The following is a 26677-nucleotide window of genomic DNA, read 5'->3' as shown; positions in this document are numbered from 1 at the left end:
CATGCCGACGGGTACACCCGACCAGTCCCAGGCGCCCGCACTGCGGAAGGTGCTCGTCATCGCCTATTACTTTCCGCCGATGGGATTGGGCGGAGTTCAACGGACCTTGAAGTTTGTCAAGTATCTACCCGAGTACGGTTGGGAGCCGACCGTTTTGACGGTGACGCCGACCGGCTATTTCGCCGAGGACTACACGCTTCTCGAGGAAATCAGCCGCCGTTCCGTCGAGATCGAGCGCGTCGGTTCGCTCGATCCGAACAGGTTTTTTCAGAAGAAGGGGGTGGTGAAAATGCCCTCCGAGCGGCTGCGAAAGATCCTGACGTTCGTGAGCGACCTCTTCTTCGTCCCCGACAACAAGATCTTCTGGAAGCGGAAGGCGGTGCGGGCGGCGGAGGCGCTCCATGCGCGGAAACAATTCGACCTCCTCTTCGCCACCGGGCCGCCCTTTACGGATTTTTTGATCGGGCTCGAACTGCACCGCAGGTGGAACAAACCGCTGGTGCTGGATTACCGCGACCCGTGGCTCGAGTTCCCGTTCAAGTACTACCCGACCCCCGTCCACCGGTACCTGAACGCCCGCCGCGAGAAGGAGTCCCTCCACGCCGCTTCGAAAATCGTCACCACGAACCGGCGGGTCAAGGAGCTGATCCTGAACCGCCACAAATTCCTGAGCTACGACGATGTCGTGATCCTGCCGCAGGGGTTCGACCCCCGGGACTTTGAGCACGAGGATCCGCCCCGCGCGAACACGGGGAAAATGCGCATCACGCATGCAGGCGTTTTCTTCGGCGACAGGACCCCGAAGTATTTTCTCAACGCCCTCCGGAAGGTGTTCGCGGAGCGGCCGGAGATGCGGGGGAAGATCGAGGCGTGTTTCGTGGGCCACCTGCACAGCGAGCATCTCCAGATGATCACCTCGATGCAACTGCACGATACCGTCGTCACGACCGGGTATCTCGACCATGCCCGGTGCGTGGAACAGCTCCGCTCGTCCGACGTGCTCTGGATGATGCTGACGAACGACCGCCAGTCGCCGGGGAAGGTGTACGAATATATCGGTGCCCGGAAGCCGATCCTCGCCTGCGTCCCGGAAGGGTTTATCCGCCAGGCTGTGGAAGAGACGGGGGCCGGTGTCTGCGTCGATCCCGGCGACGTGGAGGGGATCGCGTCGGCGATCATCCGGTTTTACAACCAGTTCCGCGGCGCGGGCCTGCCGAAAACGAGGGAGGATGTGGCCGCGAGGTACGACCGGATCGAGCTGACCAGGGAGCTTTCGGTCATTTTCGGCTTTCTCTCCGAATGAAAATACTCCTCATCGGATCGGGCGGCCGGGAACACGCCCTCGCCTGGAAAATCCGCCAGAGTCCCCTTGTCGCGAAAATGTACTGCGCCCCCGGGAATCCGGGCATCGGCGAGATCGCGGAGCTGGTCCCGATCAAGCCGGGCGATATCGACTCCCTCGTGAGGTTCGCGCGCGACCAGCAAATCGATCTGACGGTCGTCGGGCCGGAGCAGCCGCTGGTCGACGGGATCGTCGACGAGTTCGACAGGCAGGGCCTCGCGATCTTCGGTCCGTCCAAATCGGCCGCCGCCATCGAGGGAAGCAAGGTCTTCGCGAAGGAGTTCATGAAAAGGAACGGGATTCCCACGGCGGAATTCCGGTCGTTCACCGCGGCCGAGCGCTTCGACGCGGAGCGCTACGTCGACGAGATGCCGGTGCCGCTCGTGATCAAGGCGGACGGGCTCGCGTCCGGAAAAGGGGTCTCGGTTTGCGACACGAAGGAGGCCGCCCTGGAGACGCTCGACGCGATGATGGGGAAGAAGATCTTCGGAGACGCCGGGACGACGGTCGTCATCGAGGAGTTCCTCGAGGGAGAGGAGGCGTCTGTCCTTGCCATCACCGACGGGACCGACTTTGTCCTTCTCCCGCCGGCGCAGGATCAGAAGAGGATCCTTGACGACGACCAGGGAAGGAACACCGGAGGGATGGGTGCGTTCGCCCCGGCCCCGGTGGCGGGCGGAGAGATGCTCGAGAGAATAAAGCGCCTGATACTTGTGCCGACCCTCGCGGCGATGAAGAAGGAGGGGAGGCCCTTCAAGGGCTGCCTCTATGCGGGCCTCATGATCACGGAGACCGGCCCAAGGGTGGTCGAGTTCAACTGCCGGTTCGGCGATCCGGAGACCCAGGTGGTGTTGCCACTGGTCGAGAACGATCTTGTCGAGCTCATGCTCGATGCGGTTTCGGGCAACCTCTCCGGCGCCGCGGTGCGGCAGAGACAATCCGTCGCGGTTTGCGTGGTCCTCGCCTCGGGCGGATATCCGGGGAGGTATGAAACGGGGAAACCTCTCGTGGGACTCGACCGCGCGGCGGAGCAGGGAGACGTGATGGTGTTCCACGCCGGGACGGCGCTTGAAAAGGGCGGGGTGGTTACCTCGGGCGGAAGGGTGCTCGGCGTCACCGCCGTGGGCCCGGAGCGCTCGCCCGAGTCGACGGTCGACCTCGCCTACCGCGCGGTCAGGAAGATCACGTTCGACGGCGCGTATTACCGGAGCGATATCGGCAGGAAAGCGATAAGCCGGCTCATCAAAACTAGAGCGGAGGTCGGGTGAAAATTCTGGTCACGGGCGGGGCGGGTTTTATCGGGTCTCACGTTGCGGAGGCGTTCCTTGGGGCCGGGCACAAGGTCGCCGTGCTCGACGATCTCTCGATGGGCCGGAAGGAGAACGTGCCGCCGGGCGCGGAGTTCGTGGAGCTCGATATCCGGAATCCCCGGATCGGGGAGCTCTTCCGCGAGAACAGATTCGACGTCGTCATCCACCATGCGGCCCAGATGGACGTCCGGAAATCCGTCGAGGACCCTTCAAACGACGCGGACGTGAATATCCTCGGAACACTGAACCTGCTTCAGAATTGCGTGGCGCACGGGGTCGGGCGATTCATCTTCGCGTCGACCGGAGGGGCGATCTACGGGGAACAGGAGGCCTTTCCCGCCACCGAAGATCACCCCACCCGTCCGGTTTCGCCCTACGGGGTCTCCAAGCTCTCTGTCGAGAAGTATCTCCACTACTATCGCGTGGTCAACGGCCTGGAGTACACCGTCCTGCGCTACGCGAACGTCTACGGTCCGAGACAGAACCCGCACGGGGAGGCGGGGGTGGTCGCCATCTTCGTGAGCAAGATGCTGGAGGGATCGAAACCGGTCATCAACGGCGACGGCGGGCAAACGAGAGATTACGTCTTCGTCGGCGACGTGGTGGCGGCGAACTTGCTCGCGCCCGGGGTGAAGGGGTCGGGCGTCTTCAATATCGGGACCGGGATTGAAACTTCGGTGAACGATATCTTCCGGGGCCTTCGCGCGCTGACCGGATCGGATACTCCGGAGGTCCACGGCCCGGCCAAGAAGGGGGAGCAGACGCGAAGCGTCATCGATTCCTCCCTCGCCCGGCGCGTGATGGGCTGGACTCCGGCTGTGTCGCTGGCCGACGGGCTGGGGCGGACAGTCGACTATTTCCGGAACGCCGCAGGGCGATAACCGATGTCGGCCGGGCCCGAATTCATAGAGCGTATTCTCGGAAACGACCGCGGGGCCGTATCGAGGGCAATCTCGATGGTTGAGAACGGGCATCCCGACGCGGTCGGGCTGCTGAAAACCCTCTATCCCTCCACCGGGAAAGCGTGCCGCGTCGGCATCACCGGTCCCCCCGGCTCCGGCAAGAGCACGATCACGAACAAGCTCGCGCGCCACTATCGCACCGGGCCTGCCGGTCAACTGCGCGTCGGCGTGATCGCCGTCGATCCCTCAAGTCCGTTTACCGGAGGAGCGCTGCTCGGAGACCGCGTGCGCATGAGCGACATCGAGCTCGACACCGGCGTCTTCATCCGGAGCATGGCGTCCCGCGGAAGCCTGGGCGGGTTGAGCCGGAAGGCGAAAGAAGCCGCCGACGTCCTCGACGCGTCGGGGTGCGACATCATTTTCTTCGAGACGGTCGGGGTGGGGCAGTCGGAACTCGACATCGTGCGGGCGGCCGATACCGTGATCGTCGTCCTCGTGCCCGAGTCGGGCGACTCCATTCAGGCGATGAAGGCGGGGCTGATGGAAATTGCAGACTTCTTCGCTCTGAACAAGTCGGATCGCCCGGGAGCGGAACAGGCGGTCAGGGCGATCAAGACCGTGCTGAGCCTGAGGCCCGCGTCCGACGGCTGGAACCCCGAGGTGGTACAGACGGTCGCGACGAAAGGGACGGGGATCGAAGAAGTGGCCGGTCAGATTGCGGCGCACACCCAATTTCTCCGGGCGGGCGGCATGCTGGAGAAGAAGAGGGTTGAACGGGCCGTCGAGCGGATCAGGGAGATCGTGAGCGAGCGGATGCGGGTCGAGTTCTGGGACGAGGGGAGGGAGCGCGCGCTCGACTCCGAGGTCCGGCGGATGCTTTCGGGCGAGACCACTCCGTACGATATTGCAGAGCAGTTGCTCGGGAAAGTCAACAAGTAGCCGGATTGGGTGGGGTCTCAATTTGGCCGAACGTCTCTCTCCACCTCGTCATGCTGACATGCTCCTGGTCAGCATCTTTCAACTCTTTTATAAAGATCCCGACCTAAAACATGTCGGGATGACGAGATAAGATGAAAGTGCGCCACTACCGCGGATTGCAATTCTACCGAAATCCTCCTACATTAATTGAAATGTCATCCTGAGCGAAGCGAAGGATCTCGCCGATAGCAAAGATCCTTCGGTCGCGATGCTCCCTCAGGATGACAGTATACTCACCACCCAGCCGAGAAAGTTGATGCCTGAGCAGATCGCCGTGGAGGCAGCCACACCCGAGTTCGAATTCACCGAGAGCATGCGGATGGTTCAGGAATCTGCGCGCAATTTCGCCGAGAAGGAGATCAGGCCGGTTGTGATGAAGTATGACGAGTCGCAGGAGTTTCCGCACGACCTGATCCGGAAGCTCGGCGAGCTCGGGTTCATGGGGATCATCATCCCCGAGGAGTACGGAGGCTCGGGGTTCGGCTACCTCGAATACGTGACCATTCTCGTGGAGATCTCCAGGGTCGATCCTTCGATCGGACTGAGTCTCGCCGCCCATAACAGCCTCTGCTCGAACCACCTCTACACCTTCGGCACCGAAGCCCAGAAAAAGAAGTACCTCCCCGGGCTCGCCTCCGGCCGGACGATCGGAGCCTGGGCGCTCACCGAGCCGACCGCAGGGAGCGACGCGGCGGGCATGCTCACGACGGCGGCGCGGGAAGGGGACTGCTTCGTTCTCAACGGCAGCAAGAATTTTATCACCCACGGCTCGGTCGGCAACCTGACCGTCGTGATGGCGAATCTCGACAAGACAAAAGGGAAGAAAGGGATCTCGGCGTTCCTCGTCGAGAACGACACGCCCGGGTTCATCGTGAGCAAGAAGGAGAACAAGCTCGGGATGCGCTGCTGCGACACCTCCGCGATCGCCTTCGACAACTGCCGGATTCCAAAAGAGAATCTCCTCGGCGAGGAGGGGACGGGATTCGCCCAGGCGCTGGCGGTGCTCGACGGGGGCAGGATCAGCATCGCCGCCCTCGCGGTCGGGATCGCGCAGGGGTCCCTCGACGCCAGCCTGAAATACGCGCGCGAACGGAAGCAATTCGGAAAGCCGATCGGTGAATTCCAGGCGATCCAGTGGAAGCTCGCCGACATGGCGGTCGGGATCGAAGCTTCGCGCCTCTTGACCTACCGCGCCGCGTTTCTCAAGAACCGGGGCCGCGACATCACGCTCGAGTCGTCGATGGCGAAATTCTTCGCCAGCGAGGTGGCGGTCCAGGCGACGAACGAGGGGGTCCAGATCCACGGCGGCTACGGGTTCATCAAGGACTTCCCGGTCGAAAAATTCTATCGCGACGTCAAACTCGTGACCATCGGCGAGGGGACATCCGAGATTCAAAAGATGGTCATCGCCCGCGAGCTCCTGAATTCACGATAACTCCTTCCCCGCCGCAGAATCCCATGGCCCCGTCCGCCGCGGTCAAGAAAGACCTCACCTTCAACACGTACCAGGATAATTTCAAGAACATGCTCCGGGTCCTGAACGCCAAAGCCGAGAGCGTGAAGGCCGGGGGCGGCAAGGAGGCGGTCGAGAAGCATCACAAGCGGGGAAAGCTGACCGCGCGGGAACGGATCCGGAAACTGATCGATCCGCCGGGGGAGTTTCTCGAGATCGGACTTTTTACCGCGTACGGAATGTACGAGGAGTACGGTGGGGCGCCCTCGGCGGGAACGGTCTTCGGAGTCGGCAAAATCCACGGACGGGACGTGGTCGTGGTGGCGAACGACGCGACCGTGAAGGCGGGGGCCTGGTTTCCCATCACATGTAAGAAGAACCTCAGGGCGCAGGAGATCGCGATGGAGAACCGCCTGCCGATCGTCTATCTCGTCGACTCCGCCGGCGTCTTCCTTCCCCTCCAGAGCGAGATTTTCCCCGACAAGGAGCATTTCGGCCGCATTTTCCGGAATAACGCCGTCCTCTCATCGATGGGGATTCCGCAGATCGCGGCGATCATGGGACCGTGCGTCGCGGGCGGAGCCTACCTTCCGATCATGAGCGACGAAGCACTGATCGTGGACGGGACAGGAAGCGTCTTCCTCGCCGGGCCGTTTCTCGTGAAGGCCGCGATCGGCGAAGAGGTGGAGGTGGAGAAACTGGGCGGGGCCGGGATGCACAGCGAGATCAGCGGCGTCACCGATTACCGGATGCCGAACGACGAGGTCTGCCTCGAAACCATCCGCGAACTTATCTCGAAGCTCGGACACACCCCGAAGGCCGGATTCGACCGGATCGCGCCGAAGCCTCCGCGCCTCGATCCGGCCGACGTCTACGGCATGATCCCGGACGACCGCGCGAAGCCGTACGACATGTACGGCGTGCTTTCGACGATCGTGGACGAGGGGGAATTCGACGAGTTCAAGCGCGGCTACGGCAAGACGATCATCACCGCCTATGCCCGCGTCGACGGCTGGGCGGTCGGCATCGTCGCGAACCAGCGGTCGGTCACCAGGACCAGGTCGGGGGAGATGCAGGTCGGAGGGGTGATCTACAGCGAGAGCGCGGACAAGGGAGCCCGGTTCATCATGGGGTGCAATCAGAAGAAGATCCCCCTGGTGTTTTTTCAGGATGTCACAGGATTCATGGTGGGCTCGCGCGCCGAGCAGGGGGGAATCATCAAAGACGGCGCCAAGATGGTCAACGCCGTGGCGAACAGCGTGGTCCCGAAGCTGACCTTCATCATCGGAAACAGCTACGGGGCGGGAAACTACGCCATGTGCGGGAAGGCGTACGATCCGCGTTTCATTTTTGCCTGGCCGACGGCGCAGATCGCCGTGATGGGCGGGAAGCAGGCGAGCGAAACCCTGCTCAGCATCAAATTGCAGCAGGTCATGTCGAAGTCCGGCACGCAGATTCCGAAGGAGAAGCAGGAACTCCTCCTGAAGGAGATCTCCCAGCGCTATAACAGCGAGCTCGACCCGCTCTTCGCCGCGGCTCGGCTCTGGGTGGACGGCATCGTCGATCCGGTCGAAACCCGCTCGCTCATTTCCCGCGGCATCGAGATCGCTTCGAATAACCCCGAGCTTCCCCGTTTCAATCCGGGAGTGATCCAGGTCTAGCGGATGAGAATGCCAGCCGCCGTGATCATGATCGTGGCCTCGGCCTCGCAGCTCCTTCCGGCGCAGCCGAGGGAGATCGATTCGACCGCACAGTTCAAGCCGTACCTCACCCTCCACGACGACGCGCCGCTGAGCTGTCTCCTGACCTATTTTCCCCCGCTGTTCATTCAGCACGGCATCGAATTGAAGGCCTTTCTCCGGAGCAAAACATTCCGCCGCCTCCGCGCGGGGCTTGGCGACGTGGGGGCGCTCGACGCGCTCTACGTGCGGGCGATGCAGTTGACGGACAACAACACGGCGGTTGCGCTCCTGCTCGCCACGATTGCAACCTTCGACCATCGCCTCGTCGGGCTGAAGGTGCCCGTCTTCCGCTTCTACTTCCCCCTCTCGGACGAATCGGAGGAGGAGTTCGACCGGAGGGTGAACAGCCTCCCCCGGAACCTGTACCGCGACACTCCCCCCGGGACCGCCGGTGACCGCGACAAGCTCCAGCACTTCTTCGGCTCGGCCTTCCTGACGCTCCTGTTCGAAACGGAGGAGGGCGCGGAGAGGATCGGCCTCTTCGTCGAGGAGGGCGAGGACGCCTTCATTGTCGGAGGGGTGAAAGATGACCGGGACCTGCGTGCCGACCAGGAGGGCCAGCGGTTCGGAAGGGCTCTCCTGGAAGACATCCGCCGGATGCCCTCCGAATTCCTGGGGGCGGAACGGGAAACGGTCGGCGTCTCGGCCGGAGTCCCGGGCGGCGATCTTCCCTCGCGGATCGGGGACGGGCGATGAAGACGATTCTCGTTGTCGACGACGAAAAGAGCGTGCGGGATTCGATCAGGATGATCCTCGAGTACGAGAAATACCGGGTTGTCGCCGCGGAGAACGGCCGGGAGGGGCTCGAGCGCCTCCGCGACGGCCAGGTTGACGCGGTGCTTCTGGATATCAAGATGCCCCAGGGAATGGACGGGATCGAAGCGCTCCGGGAGATCATGCGCCTCGACGCCGACCTGCCCGTGATCATGATTTCAGGCCACGGGACGTTCGAGACCGCCGTCGAGGCGACCAAACTCGGCGCGTTCGATTACCTCCCGAAACCGCTCGACCGGGAAAAGCTGCTGATCGTCCTGAGGAACGCGCTCGAGCACCGCGCGCTCTCGAAGGAGCTGCGGCAGGTGCGCGACAAGGAGCAGATTCTGGGGGAGAGCCCGAAGATCAAAGCGATCATCGCCCTGATCCAGCGGGTCGGGCCGACCGACACGCGCGTCCTCATCTCGGGCGAAAGCGGCAGCGGAAAGGAACTCGTCGCCAAGGGCATCCACCGGGCCAGCAAGCGGTCGCAGATGCCCCTGGTCGAGGTGAACTGCGCTGCGATCCCGGCGGAGCTGATCGAATCGGAGCTGTTCGGACACGAAAAGGGATCGTTCACCGGCGCGACAGCGCTGCGGATAGGAAAATTTGAGCAGGCGGACGGCGGGACGATCTTTTTGGATGAAATTGGCGACATGAGCTCGCAGGCGCAGGCGAAGGTGCTGCGGGTCCTGGAGGAAGGGAAGATCGAACGCGTCGGAGGCAACAAGATGATCCCGGTCGACGTCCGGGTAATCGCGGCGACGAACAAGAAATTGATCGACGAGGTCAAGAGAGGCGCCTTCCGGGAGGACCTCTACCACCGGTTGAACGTGATACCGATCGAGGTGCCGCCTCTCAGGGACCGGAGGGAGGATATTCCGATTCTCGTGAAGGCGTTCCTCATCGACACCTGCACGAGAAACGGGATGGCGTTGAAGAAGATCACGGACGGGGCCCTGCAGGCGCTTGCCGGCGCGGAGTGGAGCGGGAACGTGCGCGAACTGCGGAACATCGTCGAGCGGCTGGTCATCATGGCTCCCGGCGATACGATCGAGCGGTCCGGCCTCGAGTCGCTCCCGGCCGCCCGGAACGGCATGGTCGAGGAGCTCCTCCATTCGGGGACCAGCTTTCAGGAGTTCAAAGATCGCGCGGAGGCGGCGTTCATCAAGCGTCAACTCGAGCTGCACAACTGGAACGTCTCAAGGACCGCCGAAGCGCTGGAAATGGAGCGGAGCCACCTTTATACGAAGATCAACAAGTACGGGCTCGAGCGGGGGGGCGAGGGCGGCGATCCCCCGAAGGACGCGGGCCGCTGACCGCCGGCGGCGGCGCATTCCTCTGCTCCTATGACAACGATTTTCTCTTCCGGACCGCTTCGTACATGACAAGCGCTCCGGCGACGGAGGCGTTCAGCGATTCGATTTTTCCGTAGACCGGGATCTTGACGAGGAAATCGCACTTCTCCTTCACGAGGTGCCGGATCCCCCTTCCCTCGTTGCCGATCACGATGGCGATGGGGCCCGAATAGTCCACCTCCGTGTAGATTTTCGGGGCCTCCGAATCGGTCCCGACCACCCACACCCCCTTCTCCTTGAGCTCATCGATCGTGTTCGCGACGTTGACGACCTTCGCGACGGGGAGATGCTCGCTCGCGCCGGCGGAGGTTTTCGCCACGGTCGTGTTGACTTCGGCGGAGTGGTGCTTGGGAATGATCACTCCGTGGACGCCGGCGCATTCGGCGGTCCGGATGAGGGCTCCGAGGTTTTGCGGATCCTCGATCTCGTCGAGGAGGAGCACGAAGGGGGGCTCGTTGCGCCCGGAGGCGGCCTTGAGGATGTCGTCGACCTCGACGTACTCCTTCGTGCCGACGACCGCCACCACTCCCTGGGTGGTCGTGTCGCTGACGAGCTCGCGGAATTTTTGCTTTCCCACTTCCATGCAGGGGACGCGGTCCCGCTTCGCCATCGCCTTGATTTTTTCGATCGCTTCCCCCTTCACGCCGGCGAGAATGACGATTTTTTCGATGATCGTCCCCGCCTTTAACGCCTCGATGACTGGGTTCCGCCCGGCGATGATTTTCACAGCGGGCTGCCTGTCATGCCCGGCGCCCGCAGGACGATTCTTTTCCATCTCCTCTTCGAACATATCCACCTCTGCAAGGAATACTAGCCTGCCTTCTCCGGGGTACCGGCGCCCCGGACGACTCTTTTTTCCATCTGGCGGCCGATGAGAAAGACCAGGATCCCGCCGAGAAAGAGGTACAACTCGCCCCACATGTCCCCATAGATCCCCTGGACCAGCCCGAGCATCACGGCGGCGATTCCGCCCGCTTCGAGCAACTTCGCAACGGGGTACAACTTTCCGCTCATCGGTGTCCGGCCTCCGCCGATAGTAATCGAGCCATAAACTCCTCCTCGGGCACTTTAAAATGAAACGCCTCTCTGCCGTCGATGTGAATGACCGGAACCCGGTCTTTCATCTGCTCGAAGAGGCCCTCTCCCTCCCGGATCTTCGTCTCCCGCAACTCGAACGGATGGCGCCGCCGAAGCTTCGCAAGCGACGCCCTGGCGATGTCGCAGAGGTGGCAATCCTCCTTGGAAAAAATCTCGACGAGAACCATCAGGCCGGAGAGGAGACCGGTTTCTTGCGTGAGAGGATGAAGAAACCGGCGAAGCCGCAGGCGACCATCACGAGCGCGATCAACTGCGCCTCGGAAAGGCCGAACAGGATCCGCGGGTTCAGGCGGATGAATTCGATCAGGAACCGGGCGGTCCCGGAGAGGATGAGGTAGAGCATGAAGAGCGAACCGTCGACGGCGAGCTTTTTCCGGAGTCTCCATAATAGTAGGAACAACAGAACCCCTATTAAAAATTCATAGAGAGGGGCGGGATGAACCGGAATCGTATCCGGCACAACCCCGTTGACCCCGTACTTTTGCACGATTTCGGGAAAATTCTTAAAGGCCAGGGAAGGCGGATAGGTTCCTTCCGAGTAGACGCACCCCCAGGGAAGGTTCGTGGGCATGCCGTAATCGCCGTCCCCCGAAAGATGGCACCCGATCCTTGCCACGCCGTACCCCAGCATAAGGCTGGGAGAGGCGGCGTCGCAGACCGTGAGGAACGGGATCTTGCGCCGGCGAACGTAGATCATGATGGCGACCGTGGCGAGGATGAACCCGCCGTACCAGGTCAAACCGCCGGGCGAAAACGCCATCCCGAACGGATCGCGCGACGCATAGCTCCAGTTTTCGATCAGGTAGAGGAGTTTCGAACCGATAATTCCGAAGATGATCGCCAGGAGGGTGATCGTGCTTCCCAGGTTCGAATCGAGCCCCTTCCGCCGCAGTTCCTTCGTCAGAAAGAAGCTCGCCAGGATGAACCCGATCCCGAGCATCAGTCCGTAACTGTAGATCGTAAGAGGTCCTATGGTGAAGAGTTTTGGATGCATGATCTGGCTCTGGTTGTTGGGCTATTGCTGAAATCCGGCCGGCCCCGCTTCTACCAATCTTCCCGCCGGGTGACGATATCGACGAACTTGACGTCGGGGGATTCCTCCACGTCGACCCCCTCCGGGGAGATTCGGACCGAGAAGATGTTCTCCTCGCGGTCGAGTTTTGAAACCACGACCGAGTACGTTCCGCGGGCCATCTCGAACTCCGTTTCAAACAGGGCGGGACCGGCCCCGGGGAGCGATAACTGCGGGGCCCGCAGGCCGTGGATGTTCAGCCGGAGCGTCTTGCCGGTGAGCTTCGCCGCGACGACGATCTCGTACCGGAAGCTCGTGAATTCGTTCACCGTGCGGAGCGCAACGAGGGCGACCGCCTTCTTTTCCGCCTCGTTGTATCCCGGGACGATGAGGAGGCGGTACTCGAGAGAATTCTTCGGCTTGACCCGCTTCCCTTTTTTCATCGGGCCTTTTTCGAAACCGTGAGCGCTGACGCCAGATTGTCGAGGGGGACGGCGGCCTGCTCGCCCGTCCGCATGTTCTTGAGCGAGCCCTCGTTCCGCCTCAGTTCGTCCGATCCCACAACGATCACGAAACCGGCCTCCTGGCGGTCCGCCTCGCGCATCTGGGCCTTGAGGCTCCGCCCGAGGAGATCGAGTTCGGCAGCGAGACCGGCGCGGCGGAGCTCGATCGCCGCCCGCGTCGCCCAGCGCTTTCCGTCCTCGTCGGCCGCGGCGAGGAAGACCAGGGGTGCGGGCGGAGAGGATCCTCCGATCTTTTGCTTCTCCATGACCATCAACAGGCGCTCCAGCCCCGCTGCAAACCCCACGCCGGGAGTCGCCTTCCCCCCGAGCTCTTTCACGAGGAGGTCGTAACGGCCGCCCCCCGCGAGGGCATCCTGAGCGCCAAGATCGGTGCTGATGATCTCAAACGCGGTCTTGGTATAGTAATCCAACCCGCGGACGATCCGCCCGTCGACTTCGAATTCGATCCCGATCGAGAGAAGGATGCGCTGAAGCTCGCTGAAATGCGCCGCGCACTCCTCGCAGAGATGGTCTTTCATTAAAGGCGCGTCGCGGGTCGCCTGCCGGTCCCCCTCGTCCTTCGAATCGAGGATGCGAAGGGGGTTCTGATCGAGCCGCCTCCGGCTCTCTTCTGAGAGCTGTTCCCGCACCCCGCCCAGGTACTCCGTCAGGAGCTTTTTGTAGGGGGGGCGGCATTTCTCGCACCCGACAGAATTGATCCTTATGGAGACCGAACGGACGCCGAGGGTTGCATAGACCTGCGAGGAGAGGGCGATGATGTCGGCGTCGATCGCGGGCTCCTGCCCGCCGATCGCCTCTGCGCCGAACTGGTGGAACTGGCGGAATCTCCCGGCCTGCGGGCGCTCCTGGCGAAACATCGGGGCGATATAGTAGAGCTTGGCGAGGGGCTGCAGTTCGCCGAGGTTGTGCTGGATGAACGCGCGGATCACCGACGCGGTCATCTCGGGCTTCAGGGTGAGGCTGGTGCCGCTCCGGTCGGAGAACGAGTACATCTCCTTCCCGACGATATCCGTCAGTTCCCCGATGCTCCGGGAAAACATGGCCGTTTCTTCGAACGCGGGCGTCCGGATCTCCCGGTAATTAAAGAGCCGCATCACGGTGCGGATCGTTTCTTCGACGAATTGCCAGCGATGGCTCTCGGCGGGGAGGATGTCGCGGGTCCCCTTCACGGACTTAAATTTCACGTAAGCTCCATTGAGCGGCGGCGGGGAATGGGGGGAAAGGGAGCGCGGACCGGACCGGCCCTCCTACATCTCCGAATAATTCGCTTCTTCTTGCCTGAAGATCTCCAGCACCTCGTGCGAAGTCTTCGTGTCGAGAAGCCGGGCGCGGAATTCCTCCTTGTTCATCAGCCGGGAAATCCGGCTGAGGAGCTTGATGTGCGGGCCCACCATGTTGTCCTTCCCCACGAGCAGGAAGACGAGGCGGACTGGTTTCTCGTCCAGCGACTGGTACTGGATCGGCTGTGCGGTGACTCCGAACGCGGCAACGGTATCGGCGACCGCGTCCGTTTTTCCGTGGGGGATCGCAAAGCCGTTGCCGACGCCCGTCGACATGATCTTCTCCCGGTCGAGGATCGCCGCGCGCACCTTCTCCTTGTCCAGCACCTTCGGAGAATGGCTCACAAGCTCCACCATTGCGTTGATAATTTCTTCCTTCGATTGGCCCGGGAGGTTCGTTCTGACCAATTTGTCTTCAAGGATATCACTGATCTTCATTCCTGGGTACCATTCCTAGAAAGAGAGGGGGGATGCACACCGCGGTGAGAGAGATCGAAAAAACATCTGCGAATGTAACAAAAAAAAGGCTCCTTCGCAACCCGCCTCATCGGATATGTCATCCTGAGCGGAACGTAGTGAAGCGAAGGATCTCCACACGACAATCGGTGAGATCCTTCGCTTCGCTCAGGATGACATGGTGAGAAGGTACTCATTTGAGCGCCCTCTTCAGGTCTGCGATGAGATCGTCGGAGTCTTCGAGGCCGACGGAGATCCGGACCAGCCCGTCCGTCACGCCGATCTTGCGGCGCTGCGCGGGAGGGATGGAGGCGTGGGTCATGGTTGCGGGATGCGAAATGAGAGTTTCGACGCCGCCCAGGCTTTCGGCGAGAGCGCAAAGCTCCACGCGCCTGAGCATCCGCTTCGCGTTGGAGAGGCTCCCGAGGTCGAACGAGATCATTCCTCCGAAATTCTTCATCTGGCGTTTTGCGAGCGCGTGTTGCGGATGGGTGGGGAGCCCGGGATAATGGACCGCGACGACCCTCCGCTGCTTCGAGAGCCACGAGGCGATCCGCGCCGCGCTCTCTCCGTGCCGCTCCATCCGGACCGCGAGAGTTTTCACGCCGCGCAGGCAGAGCCAGGCGTCGAAGGGGGCCAGGATCCCCCCGGCCGCTTTTTGAAGAAACCTCAGCCGTTCCACCACCGCGCTCCGGTTCGAGACCACCATTCCGCCCAGCATGTCGCTGTGGCCGTTCAGGTATTTTGTGAGGCTGTGGACGACGATGTCGAATCCGTGCTCGATCGGGCGCTGCAGGTACGGGGTGGCGAAGGTGTTGTCGCATACGCTCAGCAGGCGCCTCTTCCGGGCAAGCTTTGCGAGAGCGCCGAGATCGCTGATCTCCATCGTCGGGTTGGTCGGAGTTTCGATGAAGAGCATCTTCGTGTTCTTCCGGATCGCCTTCCGCACCGTCTCCGTCCTTGTCGTATTGACGAATTCAAACTCGAGGCCGTACTCCTCGAGCACGAACTTGCCGATTCTGTACGTCCCCCCGTACACGCTGTCGGACACCACGACGTGATCGCCGGGCTTCAGGAGCCGGAAGACGGCGTCGATCGCGGCCATCCCCGAGCCGAACGCCATCCCGTGCTTCCCGCTCTCAAGCGCGGCGATGTTCGCCTCGAGGGCGTCGCGGGTCGGGTTGTTGACGCGCGAATATTCGTACCCCTTGTTCCTGCCGATCCCCTGCTGCACGTACGTGGAGGTGAGGTACACCGGCGTCATCACGGCGCCGGAAAGCGGATCGGGGCTCTGACCCGCGTGGATTGCCTTGGTTGAGAAGCGCATTGTCTCCTATCGTGCCATGTATTCGATAACGTCGTAACGCGTCAGGATGCCGATCAGCTTGTGGTCTTCCTCTATGAGCACCGCCGAGTCCTTCTTCTTGAGAAAATCAATCGCATGCTCGATCGGAGACGCGGCTCCGATCACCGGGAACGGGGGCTTCATCAGCTTGCTCACCTCCGCGTCGAGGCGCGAGTTGTCCTCAAGGACGGCGGACATCAGGTCGTTGTCGAGAATCGTTCCCACGGGCCTCCCCTTGTCGAGGACGGGAAGCTGCGACACGTCGTGCTCCTTGAAGAGGTCGAGCGCGCGGCGCACGGTGGTGCTCGGGTCGATGGCGATGAGCTGCTGGACGTTCCTCGATTTGCTCTGCAGGACGTAGTGCGCCGTCACCCGGTCCGGGATGAGGAATCCGTTCTCCCGCATCCAATCGTCGTTATAAATCTTGCTGAGGTATCGCTCACCCGTGTCGGGGAGCAGGATGACCATGACATCCTGATCTTTCATCCTGTCGGCGTACTTGAGCGCTCCCGCCATCGCCGTGCCGCACGACCCCCCGACGAAGATCCCCTCCTCGCGCGTGAGACGCCGGGCCATGAGAAACGATTCCTTGTCGGTCGCCTCGACCATGTCGTCGATGACGTCGAAATTCAGCGTTCCCGGGAGCCAGTCCTGGCCGATCCCTTCCACTTTATAGGTCTTGAGGACGGGGGAGAATTTCTTCGTGTAGAAATACTCCCGGAGGATCGAGCCCCGGGGGTCGACACCCACGACTTTCACGTTCGGGTTCCGTTCCTTCAGATACTGTCCCGTTCCCGATATCGTCCCGCCGGTTCCCACGCCGCAGACGAAGTAGTCGATCTGTCCGCCTGTCTGCTCCCAGATCTCCGGCCCGGTGGTCTTGTAGTGGGCTTCCGGATTCTTCGGATTGAAATACTGGTTGGCGAGGATCGAATTCGGGGTCTCCCGGACGACCCGCTTCGCGACTTCGGTGTAGCTTTCGGGCGAGTCATGCGGCACCGCGGTGGGAGTCACGATCACTTCCGCGCCGAACGCTCTCAGGAGCCTGATCTTCTCGATGCTCATCTTATCCGGCATCGTGAAGACGCACTTGTATCCCTTGATCGCCGCGGCGATCGCAAGCCCCATCCCCGTGTTGCCCGAGGTCGCCTCCACGATCGTCCCTCCGGAACGGAGGCGGCCTTCCCGCTCCGCCTCCTCGATGATCTCAAGCCCGATTCTGTCCTTGACCGAGCCGCCCGGATTGAACGTCTCGACCTTGGCGAAATAATGGCCTTTGAATCCCCGCGTCACTTTGTGGAGCCGGACGAGGGGAGTGTTGCCGAGCGTTCCGAGAATCGTGTCCTGGACCTTCAGTTTCTTGACATCAGTAAGCATGATCGATCCTTGTCTTCTTCGTGGGTCAGGTGTGCCGCTTGCGCGCAGGCCGGCCGCGGGGAACGTCCCCTGCGGCGTTCCTGGTCATGAGACTCGCCGCGAAGCCTGCGCCGAAGCCGTTGTCGATGTTCACGACGGTCACGCCGCTTGCGCAGGAGTTCAGCATCGCGAGGAGAGCCGCGACGCCCTGAAAGCTCGCGCCGTACCCGATGGAGGTGGGAACGGCGATGACCGGAACATCCACCAATCCGCCGACCACGCTCGGGAGCGCGCCTTCCATCCCGGCGACGACGACGATTACGGCGGCGCGGAGGAGCTGTTCGCTCCCCGCGAGCAACCTGTGAATGCCTGCCACGCCGACATCGTAGAGCGTTTCGACGGGATTTCCGAACATACGGGCGGTCATGACCGCCTCCTCGGCGACGGGGATATCGCTTGTCCCGGCTGTCACGACGAGAATCGTCCCCCGGCCCGCGGCCGGCCGGCCGGGCTCATTCGCCGTAATCACCCGGGCGGCTTCATGATACCGGGCGTGCCTTATCTTTTTTTTGACAGTATCAAAGTGTTTCCGGGTCGCCCTCGTCGCGAGCAGCGGCTGGCCGCGGCGGGTGAGGCGGAGGGCGATTTCCGCCACCTGCAGGGGGGTCTTTCCCTGGCAGAGGATGACCTCAGGAAATCCCTGCCGGAGCTGGCGGTGGTGGTCGATTGTCGCAAAGCCGAGCGATTCCGAGCGCAGGGTGCTCATCGCGTCCACCATTTGCTCGCCGGTAAGTTTCCCGCTTTTGTATTGCTGGAGGAGGTGTTTGAGTTCTTCTTTGGTCACGCGCGTTGCCGCCGGTGGTTCGCTGCGGTGAGAATATACTCGTTTTCGCAGGTATATGCAAGGAGAACGGGCATGAGCCGCTTCTTGTAGCCGCAGCCTTTAGGCTGCGCCAATCATTCGGGGAGGGTAGCCGCAGCCTTTAGGCTGCGTTGAACGGCACGCGACCTGAAGGTCGCGCCTACCGAACCCTTGAGCTTGGTAGCCGCAGCCTTCAGGCTGCGGTCTTTTCCTGCGTCCTTTCCTGCCGCTCTGAGCGTAAAAAAAAAGCCTGGTGTTGTCCAGGCACCAGGCTCCCACTAATCCACAAGGTAAGCCGTCAGGAGGTAACAGCTTACTGTACCCATGATACATAATCCCGATCGCCTGTTCTGTGTCGATCATCAAGTCGTGTGCGCCGCGTCAAACGGGCCGTTTCCTTGTTTGTTTGCCATTATCTTCGTATTTTTGTTCGACAAGTCAGGAAAATCCCCCGGATCCGAGTCGATGGCGCTTATTCAAGGTTTCTTGCTTGGCTATCTTATCGGTTCTTTCCCGACCGCTTACCTCGTGGTGATGTGGAAGGCGCAGCTCGACATCCGCGGGAAGGGAAGCGGGAACGTGGGGGCATTGAACGCGCTTGAAGTGAGCGGCTCGAAACTTGTCGGAGCGCTCGTGCTTCTCATCGACCTGGGAAAAGGGGCTTTCGCCGTCTGGCTCGGGTCGCGGCTGATCGGAGACGATCTCTGGATCAGGGGAATCGCCGGAATCGGCGCTGTCGCCGGGCACAACTATTCCTTTTGGCTTCGTTTCAGAGGCGGCAGAGGGCTTTCGACGGCCGCGGGAGTCATGCTCGGCCTGGATTGGATTCTCGTGGTTCTCTGGTGTCTCCTCTGGGTCGCCGGTTACCTGTATCCGCGAAATGTGCATGTCGCGAACATCTCGGCGTCGGTTCTCAGCCCCGTTTTGACCATCCCTCTTCTGCGGACGCTTCGGCCTGCGGAGGATGGAACCGTCGCAGAGACGGCGCTCATCATGTCGGTCCTCTGCCTGCTCATCCTCTTGCGCCACATCGGCTATTTCGGGGAATTCAGAAAGATAGTTCAAAAAACAAACTAACCTAAAGACTCTCACGATGCAAGACTCCAATCATCAGGAACTTCACGAAGTGGCCAGGCAGATTCGCCGGGATATCATCAAGATGTTGATGATTTCCAAATCCGGCCATTCCGGCGGCACGCTCGGACTGGCGGACATATTCGCCTCTCTCTACTTCGACATTTTGAAACTCGACCCCGGGAACCCTCGCTGGAGTGAGCGCGATTACTTCTTCCTCTCGGCCGGGCATCTCTGCCCGGTCTGGTACGCGACGCTGGCGCGGCGGGGCTTTTTTCCGGTCGCCGAGTTGACCACGCTCCGCAAGATCAACAGCCGCCTGCAGGGCCATCCGGCTCCCCCCTGGACTCACGGTGTCCCCGGGGCGGAGATCGCCTCCGGCGCGTTGGGCCAGGGACTCTCGGTCGCCGTCGGGTGCGCGCTGGGCCTGAGGCTCGACAAGAAACCGAACCGCGTGTACGCGCTCCTCGGCGACGGCGAACAGGATGAAGGGCAGATCTGGGAGGCGGTCATGACCGCCGGCCACCACAAGGTGGATAACCTGATCGCGATGGTCGACCGGAACATGTGCCAGATCGACAACCGGACCGAAAAGGTGATGGAGCTCGAGCCGTTGGCCGACAAGTGGAGGGCATTCAACTGGCATGTCCTCGAGTGCGACGGGAACGACATTTCTTCGTTCCTCCAGACCATGAAGCAGGCACAAGACCTTAAGGGAAAGCCGGCGGTCATTATCGCTCATACCTTGATGGGCAAGGGCGTCTCCTTCATGGAAGACGATTACCGGTGGCATGGGATTCCGCCCGACGAAGCCCAGGGAAAGAAGGCGTTGAGCGAGCTTGCCCCGACCGGGCTCGGAGACTTCATTGAATTTGAATGGGAAAGGAGCGCGGTCGATGCTAAAATACCAGTCGCGTGATCTCAAGGCAACGCGTCTCGGGTTCGGCGAAGCGCTCGTCGAGCTCGGGAGGGAAAACCCGGATGTGGTCGTGCTCGGCGGAGACGTCACCGGCTCCGTGAAGACGGACCTCTTCATGAAGGCCTTTCCCGACCGGTTCATCTCGGTCGGCGTCGCCGAGCAGGACATGATCGGCACGGCGGCCGGGCTCGCGGTCGCGGGAAAAATTCCGTTCGCGTCGACCTACGGCGAGTTCGCCGTGGGCAGGCCGTTCGATCAGATCCGCCAATCGGTCGCCTACAGCAGGCTCCCCGTCAAGATTTGCGCATCGCACTGCGGGATCACCGTCGGACCCGACGGGGCGACGCACCAGTCGCTGGAAGATCTCGGCCTCATGCGATTGCTGCCGCACATGACGGTCGCGACGCCGTGCGACTATTTCGAGACGAAGAAGCTTGTGAAGGCTTCCATCGCGTGGGCGCAGCCGATCTACCTGCGGTTTTTCAGGGACAACACGCCCGTCTTCACGCAGGAATCCGAGCCCCTTGAAATCGGAAAAGCCAACACGCTCATCGAAGGGAATGACGTGACGATCATCGCCTGCGGCCTTCAGGTCTGGGAGGCGATCCTCGCCGAGGAGGTTCTTGCCTCCGAGGGGATCGGCGTGCGCCTGATCAACATGCATACGATCAAACCTCTCGACACGGAAATCGTCGTCAGGGCGGCCCGTGAGACCGGTGCCATCGTGACGGCCGAGGATCATCAGATCCAGGGCGGACTGGGCGGGGCGGTCGCCGAGGCGCTCGCGCAGGCGCACCCCACCCCCCAGGAATTCGTCGCCGTCCGCGACACGTTCGGAGAATCCGGGAAGGGGGACGAGCTGATGAAAAAGTACGGGATCGCCAAGGACGACATCGTGAAGGCCGTCCGGAGGGTCCTGCTTCGCAAGAAGAAGTAACCTGATTCCGGGAAGGAGACCCTCATGCGAAAAAACATCGCGATCCTGATGCTGGTCATTTCGCTCCCCGCGCTTGCCGGGTTCTGGGCAGGATTCCGGGTCGGACACCGCGAGACAGGCGCGACGGCGGAGTCGGCGGCTTCACCCGGCGAGCCGGTTTCCGGCGAGGGAGCGGTCTACCAGGCGTCCGCGCGCGACAGCGGCGAGGAGGTCATCTCGAACCAGCGCCGAAACGCGATCACCCGCGCGGTGAGTTCGGCCAGCCCGGCTGTCGTCGGCATCAACGTCACCGAAATCCGGGAGTACTCCTACCGCGACCCCTTCTCCCAGTTTTTCGGGCAGTACTTCGGCAACCGCGTGCTCAAGCAGGAAGTCAAGGGACTCGGGTCCGGTTTTCTCATCTCCCCCGACGGGTATATCCTGACCAACGACCACGTCGCGGGGAATGCGAAGGAAATCACCGTGACGATGACCAGCCGCCAGAAGTACAAGGCCAGGCTCATCGGGACCGATCTTGTGTCCGACATCTCGCTTCTCAAAATCGACGGCAGGGATTTGCCCTTCGTGAAGCTCGGGAATTCGGACGACGTCATCATCGGCGAATGGGTGATCGCGATGGGAAATCCCTTCGGGCTGTTCGAGATCAACGACAAGCCCACCGTCACGGTCGGCGTCGTGAGCGCGACCGGGATCAACCTGAATGTCGAAGGGGGCCGCTACTATCGCGGAATGATCCAGACCGACGCGGCGATCAACGAGGGGAACAGCGGCGGCCCGCTCTTGAATTCCGTCGGAGAGGTCATCGGAGTGAACGCGGTCATTTTTACGCCCAACCAGGGAAATATCGGGCTTGGATTCGCCATTCCGGTGAACCGCGTGAAGGGGATCCTGGCGGGGCTCAAGAAGAACGGCCGCATCGAGCGCGACTTCTGGACGGGCCTCGAGGTCAACTCGGTGGATGAGAGGGTCGCGAAATATTTCGGGCTCGCCCGCGCGGAGGGGGTCATCGTCACCGATGTGAAGCGGAACAGCCCCGCGGAGCGGGGGGGCTTCAAGGTCGGAGACATCATCGTCGGCGTGAACGGGGAACATATCGCGAACGAGGAGAATATCGCGTCGCTCGTGGGCGACGCCAAGGCGGGGGACGTTCTCACCATGAGCATCATCAGGGAGCGGAAGACGCTGACGCTCAGCCTGAAGCTGGAACGGCGGCCCTCGTGATCGACCGGTACACGCGCCCGGCGATGGGCGCCGTCTGGGCGGACGAGAACAAATTCGGCATCTGGCTCGAGATCGAGATCCTCGCGTGCGAAGCCCACGCCCGGCTCGGAGTCGTGCCGAAGGAAGCCGCCAGGCGCATCAGGAACAAGGCGGGCTTCCGCGTGGACCGGATCCTGAAGATCGAGCGGGAGGTGAAGCACGACGTCATCGCATTTCTCACAGACGTTTCGACCCGGCTCGGAGCGGATTCCCGCTTCGTCCACCTCGGAATGACCTCCTCCGACGTCCTCGACACCGCGCTTGCGGTTCAGATGAAACAATCGGCCGAATTGCTGCTCAAGGACCTCGGCGCACTCCGGCGCGTCCTCGCGCGGCGGGCGCGGGAATTCAAATACACCGTCATGATCGGCCGTACGCACGGCGTCCACGCCGAACCGACCACCTTCGGCCTCAAGCTCGCCCAGTGGTATGACGAGACCGGAAGGAACATCGAGCGGCTGGAGCGTGCGCTCGCGACGATCTCCGTGGGGCAGATCTCCGGGGCGGTGGGGACCTACGGGCATCTCGATCCCTCCGTGGAGAAGTTCGTGTGCGGCAAGCTGGGCCTGAGGCCCGCGCGGATTTCGACGCAAATTTTGCAGCGCGACCGTCATGCGGAGTTTCTCACGACGATCGCCCTCATCGGGGGCTCGATCGAGAAATTCGCCACCGAGATCCGCCACCTGCAGAGGACCGAGGTGCTGGAGGTGGAGGAGCATTTCTCGAAGGGACAGAAGGGCTCTTCGGCGATGCCCCACAAGAGGAATCCGATCACCTGCGAGCGGCTGGCGGGGCTCGCCAGGGTCCTGAGGGGAAACGCCCACGCCTCGATGGAGAGCATCGCGCTCTGGCACGAGCGGGACATCACTCATTCGTCCGCCGAACGGATCATCATACCCGACAGCTGCATCCTCCTCGATTACATGATCGCGACGATCACGGGACTGGTGGACACGCTCAACGTCTACCCGGAGAACATGAAGAAGAACCTCGGCCTGACGGGGGGCCTGATTTTTTCGGAATCAGTCCTCCTGGCGCTGACGGGAAAGGGAATGAAGCGCGAGGAGGCCTACGCGATCGTGCAGGGGGATGCGATGAAGGTCTGGAACTCCGGCCGGAACTTCAAGGATCTCCTCCGGGCGGATCAGCGCGTCTCGTCGGTCCTGAACAAGGGGGAGCTGGAGAAACTGTTCGACCTGAAAAGGAGCATCAGGCATGTCGATCACATTTTCACTCGGGTGGGGCTAGCATGAAAGAATACAGGAACTATATCGCGGGCAAATGGGCGGATGCCGCCTCACGCAAGACATTCGAGGACAGGAACCCCGCCCGGTGGTCCGATCTCGTGGGGACGTTTCCGGATTCCTCCGCGGAGGATGTGGACCGGGCGGTCCGGGCTGCGAAGGAGGCGTTAGAATCGTGGCGCCTGATGCCCGCACCCGGGCGCGGTGAGATCGTCCGAAAGGCGGGGGATCTGATGACGGCCCGCAAGGAGGCGATCGCGCGGGAAATGACGCGCGAGATGGGAAAGGTCCTCCAAGAGGCCCGGGGCGACGTCCAGGAAGGAATCGACACGGCCTACTACGCGGCGAGCGAAGGCCGCCGGCTGTTCGGAGTCATCGCCCCCTCGGAGTTATCGAACAAATTCAACATGGCCGTGCGGATGCCGGTCGGGGTCTGCGGCCTGATCACGCCGTGGAATTTCCCCATGGCGATTCCGACCTGGAAAATCTTCCCCGCGCTCGTCTCCGGCAACACGATCGTCTTCAAGCCCGCCGAAGACACCCCCGCGACTGCGACGACTCTCGTCGAACTCCTGACGGAAGCCGGGCTCCCGCCGGGCGTCCTGAACCTTGTGCACGGGCATGGGCCCGGCGCGGGAGCGCCTCTGGTCGAGCATCCCGGTGTCGATCTGATCAGTTTTACGGGATCGACCGAGGTGGGGAGGAAAATCGCCGAGACATGCGGCAGGACCGGGAAGCGGGTCGCGCTTGAAATGGGAGGGAAGAACGCCCAGATCGTGATGGATGACGCCGACCTCGACCTTGCCCTGGAGGGGGTCCTCTGGGGCGCCTTCGGCACGACGGGCCAGAGGTGCACCGCGACCTCCCGCCTGATCGTCCACGAGGCGGTCCATGAGAAATTCCTCGGGATGCTGATCGGAAAAGCCGGGAAGCTCCGGGTCGGGGACGGATCGAACGGAAACGCCGATGTGGGCCCGCTGATCAACGAGCAGCAACTCCGCACGGTCGAGAAGTATGTCGGGATCGGAACATCGGAGGGAGCGGAACTGCGGCTGGGCGGCTCGAGGGAGAGCTCGGGCGGCTGCGAAGAAGGCTGGTTCTTCAAGCCGACCATCCTCTCGGGCGTGATGCCCGCGATGCGCGTGGCGAGGGAAGAGATCTTCGGGCCCGTCCTGTCGATCCTGAAGGTGAAATCGCTCGAAGAAGCGATCCGTCTCTCGAACGACATCGACTACGGCCTCTCGTCGTCCATCTACACGCAGAACATCAACAACGCCTACCGCGCGATCCGCGACCTTCGCGCCGGAATCACCTATGTCAATGCTCCCACGATCGGGGCGGAAGCTCACATGCCGTTTGGCGGCGTCAAGGGGACGGGAAACGGACACCGCGAGGGGGGATGGACCGCGTTCGACATCTTTACGGAGTGGAAGGCGGTGTACGTCGACTATAGCGGCAAGCTCCAGCGCGCCCAGATCGACGATGTATGAACGCGGCCTGAAGGTCGCGGCTACCGAGGCCCCGACACCATCGCTATCTCGCTCCCACGGTCTCCGTGGGAGCGTCGTATTTGGGACGCTCCGCGTCCCAGCCTGGATGCGGCGCAGAGCGCCGCAATATGCGTTCCCACGCAGAGCGTGGGAACGAGAATGCCATGTAAACCGCCGCCAAAAACCCGAATTCTGTTATTTCCTGAGCAGTTTGACCGCTCTGTGCCCCAGGGCATTGACCTAAATCGAAAAATTCGGTATATTGCGGCATGAAGAACTTCCGGAGCGACATATTCCCCAGGGCGACGCATTTCTGCTCACCCATCCCCGGAAGACCCTACATCCTATCCCTCTACGAGCACCAGGAATTCTTCTGAGAGCCGGAGAGCCGTAGTTTTCTTACGCTCTTTTTTCTCAGAACTTTAACCTGAAAGGTGCTCTATGATCCAGAAAACCTCCACCAGAAGCGTTACGCCGGCGGCGAGCGCTGGTTTTGCTCCGGCGCGCAGCCTCGAAGCGCAGTTCGTCCATGTCGATCCCTTGGACGTCCGGGAGACCATCGCCCGGCACATGCTCGTCGACGCGCTCGACCTCGTGGTCGACATCGAACAGAGCCAGGGCGCGTACATTTATGATTCCACCCGCCGGGGGCGGTACCTCGATTTTTTTACCTTCGTCGCGTCCGTGCCGATCGGCCTCAACCACCCGAAGATGCAAACCCCGGAATTCCGGGAGAAGCTCGCCGCCGTCGCGTTGAACAAACCGACCTGTTCCGACGTCATGACGGTCGAAATGGCGGAGTTCGTTGAGACGTTCTCGCGCATCGCCATGCCGGAGGGATTGCCCCACCTCTTCCTCATCGAAGGAGGGGCGCTCGCGGTCGAGAACGCGCTGAAGGCCGCCTTCGACTGGAAGATCCGGAAGAATTTCCTGAAGGGCTACAAGGAAGAGCGGGGCACCCAGGTGCTCCACTTCCAGAGGGCGTTCCACGGCCGGTCGGGTTACACGCTCTCCCTCACGAACACCGATCCCGTGAAGACCGATTACTTTCCGAAATTCAAGTGGCCGCGCGTGCTGAACCCCGCCGTCCGGTTCCCCCTCAACGAGGAAAACCTGAAGGCGGTCATGGCGGCGGAAGCGCAGGCCCTCGGTCAGATCAAGGACGCCATACTCAATCATAAAGACGATATCGCGGCGATCATCATCGAGCCGATCCAGGGCGAAGGAGGCGACAATCATTTCCGGAAGGAGTTTCTCGCCGGGCTCCGGGCCGTCGCCGATGAAAACGACATCATGCTCATCTTCGACGAAGTCCAGACAGGGGTCGGCTTAACGGGAAGGATGTGGGCTTCGGAGCACTTCGTCCAGCCGGACATGATCGTGTTCGGGAAGAAGGTCCAGGTCTGCGGCTTCATGTGCGGCAACAGGATCGACGAAGTCCCGGAAAACGTCTTCGCGGTTGCGAGCCGCCTGAACTCCACCTGGGGCGGAAACCTGACCGACATGGTCCGCTCGCAGAGGTATCTCGAGATCATCCAGGAGGATCGTCTGGTAGAGCACGCCGATGTCGCCGGGTCATACCTCCAGGACCGGCTCCGGGAGCTTCAGTCGGAGTTTCCGTCGCTCCTGAGCAACGCGAGGGGACGAGGGCTCTTCTGCGCGATCGACGTCCGGACCGCCGGGGATCGCGCGGCGCTCAGGAACAAGGCGTTCGAAAAAGGGTTGATCATACTCGGAAGCGGGGAGAGGTCGATGCGTTTCCGCCCGCCCCTTACGATTCAATTCCACGAGCTCGACGAGGGGATTGAAATCCTCAGGAAGTCGTTGCACGAGATGAAATGATGCAGAGGAAACGGTATCCGCGACCTTTCGGTCGCGGACCGCAGCCTGAAGGCTGCGGCTACCAAAGCGGCTACCAAAGCGATGACGGCAGAGGCCTCGGTAGCCGCGACCTTTAGGTCGCGGGTTGTTGCTTGCGACGC

Annotated in this window: 25 protein-coding genes; 15 read left to right on the top strand and 10 right to left on the bottom strand. The window is 61.9% G+C overall.

Annotated elements, in window-relative coordinates; genetic code table 11:
• Position 1 precedes the first annotated feature (1 nt).
• The 8 genes from VI215_01895 to VI215_01860 all read left to right on the top strand — a co-directional run bounded on the left by VI215_01895 (position 2) and on the right by VI215_01860 (position 9799).
• Positions 2-1303, top strand: coding sequence for a glycosyltransferase family 4 protein (locus VI215_01895; protein ID HEY6191059.1), 1302 nt, complete (start codon positions 2-4; stop codon positions 1301-1303).
• Positions 1300-2610: a phosphoribosylamine--glycine ligase gene (gene purD, locus VI215_01890; GenBank protein HEY6191058.1), complete on the top strand. Its 1311-nt coding sequence runs from the start codon at positions 1300-1302 to the stop codon at positions 2608-2610. The genes VI215_01895 and purD overlap by 4 nt, the downstream gene beginning before the upstream one ends.
• On the top strand, positions 2607-3533 hold the full coding sequence (locus VI215_01885) for an NAD-dependent epimerase/dehydratase family protein (protein HEY6191057.1): 927 nt from the start codon (positions 2607-2609) through the stop codon (positions 3531-3533). Before purD ends, VI215_01885 begins: the two co-directional genes overlap by 4 nt.
• A gap of 3 nt (positions 3534-3536) precedes the next feature.
• On the top strand, positions 3537-4493 hold the full coding sequence (gene meaB, locus VI215_01880; GenBank protein ID HEY6191056.1) for a methylmalonyl Co-A mutase-associated GTPase MeaB: 957 nt from the start codon (positions 3537-3539) through the stop codon (positions 4491-4493).
• A gap of 295 nt (positions 4494-4788) precedes the next feature.
• Entirely contained in the window at positions 4789-5967 is a 1179-nt protein-coding gene (locus VI215_01875) for an acyl-CoA dehydrogenase (protein ID HEY6191055.1), read from the top strand.
• Positions 5968-6056: 89 nt separating this feature from the next.
• On the top strand, positions 6057-7646 hold the full coding sequence (locus VI215_01870; GenBank protein HEY6191054.1) for an acyl-CoA carboxylase subunit beta: 1590 nt from the start codon (positions 6057-6059) through the stop codon (positions 7644-7646).
• Positions 7647-7655: 9 nt separating this feature from the next.
• The gene (locus tag VI215_01865; protein HEY6191053.1) at positions 7656-8423 is read left to right on the top strand and encodes a hypothetical protein; all 768 of its coding nucleotides are present in this window, start codon (positions 7656-7658) and stop codon (positions 8421-8423) included.
• Positions 8420-9799: a sigma-54 dependent transcriptional regulator gene (locus VI215_01860; protein HEY6191052.1), complete on the top strand. Its 1380-nt coding sequence runs from the start codon at positions 8420-8422 to the stop codon at positions 9797-9799. The genes VI215_01865 and VI215_01860 overlap by 4 nt, the downstream gene beginning before the upstream one ends.
• A 28-nt stretch (positions 9800-9827) precedes the next feature.
• Here VI215_01860 and rlmB read toward each other — a convergent pair whose 3' ends face one another.
• From rlmB to larB, 10 genes are all read right to left on the bottom strand, one after another.
• On the bottom strand, positions 9828-10613 hold the full coding sequence (rlmB, locus tag VI215_01855; GenBank protein ID HEY6191051.1) for a 23S rRNA (guanosine(2251)-2'-O)-methyltransferase RlmB: 786 nt from the start codon (positions 10611-10613) through the stop codon (positions 9828-9830).
• A 35-nt stretch (positions 10614-10648) separates the two neighbouring features.
• On the bottom strand, positions 10649-10852 hold the full coding sequence (locus VI215_01850; GenBank protein ID HEY6191050.1) for a hypothetical protein: 204 nt from the start codon (positions 10850-10852) through the stop codon (positions 10649-10651).
• Positions 10849-11103 carry a glutaredoxin family protein gene (locus VI215_01845; GenBank protein ID HEY6191049.1) on the bottom strand — a complete coding sequence of 85 codons (255 nt, stop codon included), beginning with the start codon at positions 11101-11103 and terminating at the stop codon, positions 10849-10851. The genes VI215_01850 and VI215_01845 overlap by 4 nt, the downstream gene beginning before the upstream one ends.
• Positions 11103-11930 carry a prolipoprotein diacylglyceryl transferase gene (lgt, locus tag VI215_01840; GenBank protein HEY6191048.1) on the bottom strand — a complete coding sequence of 276 codons (828 nt, stop codon included), beginning with the start codon at positions 11928-11930 and terminating at the stop codon, positions 11103-11105. Before lgt ends, VI215_01845 begins: the two co-directional genes overlap by 1 nt.
• Positions 11931-11980: 50 nt before the next feature.
• Complete coding sequence (locus VI215_01835) at positions 11981-12391, bottom strand: hypothetical protein (protein HEY6191047.1); 411 nt, start codon at positions 12389-12391, stop codon at positions 11981-11983.
• On the bottom strand, positions 12388-13656 hold the full coding sequence (gene hisS / locus VI215_01830; protein ID HEY6191046.1) for a histidine--tRNA ligase: 1269 nt from the start codon (positions 13654-13656) through the stop codon (positions 12388-12390). The genes VI215_01835 and hisS overlap by 4 nt, the downstream gene beginning before the upstream one ends.
• Positions 13657-13719: 63 nt before the next feature.
• Complete coding sequence (locus VI215_01825) at positions 13720-14190, bottom strand: PTS sugar transporter subunit IIA (protein HEY6191045.1); 471 nt, start codon at positions 14188-14190, stop codon at positions 13720-13722.
• Between the two features lie 211 nt (positions 14191-14401).
• Entirely contained in the window at positions 14402-15535 is a 1134-nt protein-coding gene (locus VI215_01820; GenBank protein ID HEY6191044.1) for a PLP-dependent aspartate aminotransferase family protein, read from the bottom strand.
• A gap of 6 nt (positions 15536-15541) precedes the next feature.
• Positions 15542-16930 (bottom strand): cystathionine beta-synthase, encoded by a 1389-nt coding sequence (locus VI215_01815; GenBank protein HEY6191043.1) that lies wholly within the window; start codon positions 16928-16930, stop codon positions 15542-15544.
• Positions 16931-16955: 25 nt separating this feature from the next.
• Positions 16956-17753 carry a nickel pincer cofactor biosynthesis protein LarB gene (larB, locus tag VI215_01810; protein ID HEY6191042.1) on the bottom strand — a complete coding sequence of 266 codons (798 nt, stop codon included), beginning with the start codon at positions 17751-17753 and terminating at the stop codon, positions 16956-16958.
• Between the two features lie 483 nt (positions 17754-18236).
• On the opposite strand from larB, the gene VI215_01805 reads away from it, so the two are divergent.
• The 7 genes from VI215_01805 to lat all read left to right on the top strand — a co-directional run bounded on the left by VI215_01805 (position 18237) and on the right by lat (position 26537).
• Entirely contained in the window at positions 18237-18848 is a 612-nt protein-coding gene (locus tag VI215_01805; GenBank protein HEY6191041.1) for a glycerol-3-phosphate acyltransferase, read from the top strand.
• Between the two features lie 16 nt (positions 18849-18864).
• Positions 18865-19764 (top strand): transketolase, encoded by a 900-nt coding sequence (locus tag VI215_01800; GenBank protein HEY6191040.1) that lies wholly within the window; start codon positions 18865-18867, stop codon positions 19762-19764.
• Positions 19742-20701: a transketolase family protein gene (locus tag VI215_01795; GenBank protein ID HEY6191039.1), complete on the top strand. Its 960-nt coding sequence runs from the start codon at positions 19742-19744 to the stop codon at positions 20699-20701. Before VI215_01800 ends, VI215_01795 begins: the two co-directional genes overlap by 23 nt.
• Positions 20702-20725: 24 nt before the next feature.
• Positions 20726-21922 (top strand): trypsin-like peptidase domain-containing protein, encoded by a 1197-nt coding sequence (locus VI215_01790; GenBank protein HEY6191038.1) that lies wholly within the window; start codon positions 20726-20728, stop codon positions 21920-21922.
• On the top strand, positions 21919-23214 hold the full coding sequence (gene purB, locus VI215_01785) for an adenylosuccinate lyase (GenBank protein HEY6191037.1): 1296 nt from the start codon (positions 21919-21921) through the stop codon (positions 23212-23214). The genes VI215_01790 and purB overlap by 4 nt, the downstream gene beginning before the upstream one ends.
• Complete coding sequence (locus VI215_01780) at positions 23211-24695, top strand: aldehyde dehydrogenase family protein (protein ID HEY6191036.1); 1485 nt, start codon at positions 23211-23213, stop codon at positions 24693-24695. The genes purB and VI215_01780 overlap by 4 nt, the downstream gene beginning before the upstream one ends.
• A 441-nt stretch (positions 24696-25136) precedes the next feature.
• Positions 25137-26537: an L-lysine 6-transaminase gene (gene lat / locus VI215_01775; GenBank protein HEY6191035.1), complete on the top strand. Its 1401-nt coding sequence runs from the start codon at positions 25137-25139 to the stop codon at positions 26535-26537.
• The last annotated feature ends 140 nt before the right edge of the window (positions 26538-26677 follow it).

It is taken from the genome of Bacteroidota bacterium (assembly GCA_036522515.1).
Taxonomy (GTDB): Bacteria; Bacteroidota; Ignavibacteria; order UBA10030; family SZUA-254; genus VBOC01.
The sequence above is the reverse complement of the archived record's forward strand: the minus strand, read 5'-3'. Positions and strand labels throughout refer to the sequence as shown.

Coding starts and splice junctions, on each gene's coding strand:
- VI215_01895 (HEY6191059.1), top strand. CDS start 2: ATGCCGACGGGTACACCCGACCAGTCCCAGGCGCCCGCACTGCGGAAG.
- purD (HEY6191058.1), top strand. CDS start 1,300: ATGAAAATACTCCTCATCGGATCGGGCGGCCGGGAACACGCCCTCGCC.
- meaB (HEY6191056.1), top strand. CDS start 3,537: ATGTCGGCCGGGCCCGAATTCATAGAGCGTATTCTCGGAAACGACCGC.
- VI215_01875 (HEY6191055.1), top strand. CDS start 4,789: ATGCCTGAGCAGATCGCCGTGGAGGCAGCCACACCCGAGTTCGAATTC.
- VI215_01870 (HEY6191054.1), top strand. CDS start 6,057: ATGCTCCGGGTCCTGAACGCCAAAGCCGAGAGCGTGAAGGCCGGGGGC.
- VI215_01865 (HEY6191053.1), top strand. CDS start 7,656: ATGCCAGCCGCCGTGATCATGATCGTGGCCTCGGCCTCGCAGCTCCTT.
- VI215_01860 (HEY6191052.1), top strand. CDS start 8,420: ATGAAGACGATTCTCGTTGTCGACGACGAAAAGAGCGTGCGGGATTCG.
- rlmB (HEY6191051.1), bottom strand. CDS start 10,613: ATGGAAAAGAATCGTCCTGCGGGCGCCGGGCATGACAGGCAGCCCGCT.
- VI215_01850 (HEY6191050.1), bottom strand. CDS start 10,852: ATGAGCGGAAAGTTGTACCCCGTTGCGAAGTTGCTCGAAGCGGGCGGA.
- VI215_01845 (HEY6191049.1), bottom strand. CDS start 11,103: ATGGTTCTCGTCGAGATTTTTTCCAAGGAGGATTGCCACCTCTGCGAC.
- lgt (HEY6191048.1), bottom strand. CDS start 11,930: ATGCATCCAAAACTCTTCACCATAGGACCTCTTACGATCTACAGTTAC.
- VI215_01835 (HEY6191047.1), bottom strand. CDS start 12,391: ATGAAAAAAGGGAAGCGGGTCAAGCCGAAGAATTCTCTCGAGTACCGC.
- VI215_01825 (HEY6191045.1), bottom strand. CDS start 14,190: ATGAAGATCAGTGATATCCTTGAAGACAAATTGGTCAGAACGAACCTC.
- VI215_01820 (HEY6191044.1), bottom strand. CDS start 15,535: ATGCGCTTCTCAACCAAGGCAATCCACGCGGGTCAGAGCCCCGATCCG.
- VI215_01815 (HEY6191043.1), bottom strand. CDS start 16,930: ATGCTTACTGATGTCAAGAAACTGAAGGTCCAGGACACGATTCTCGGA.
- VI215_01805 (HEY6191041.1), top strand. CDS start 18,237: ATGGCGCTTATTCAAGGTTTCTTGCTTGGCTATCTTATCGGTTCTTTC.
- VI215_01800 (HEY6191040.1), top strand. CDS start 18,865: ATGCAAGACTCCAATCATCAGGAACTTCACGAAGTGGCCAGGCAGATT.
- VI215_01795 (HEY6191039.1), top strand. CDS start 19,742: ATGCTAAAATACCAGTCGCGTGATCTCAAGGCAACGCGTCTCGGGTTC.
- VI215_01790 (HEY6191038.1), top strand. CDS start 20,726: ATGCGAAAAAACATCGCGATCCTGATGCTGGTCATTTCGCTCCCCGCG.
- VI215_01780 (HEY6191036.1), top strand. CDS start 23,211: ATGAAAGAATACAGGAACTATATCGCGGGCAAATGGGCGGATGCCGCC.
- lat (HEY6191035.1), top strand. CDS start 25,137: ATGATCCAGAAAACCTCCACCAGAAGCGTTACGCCGGCGGCGAGCGCT.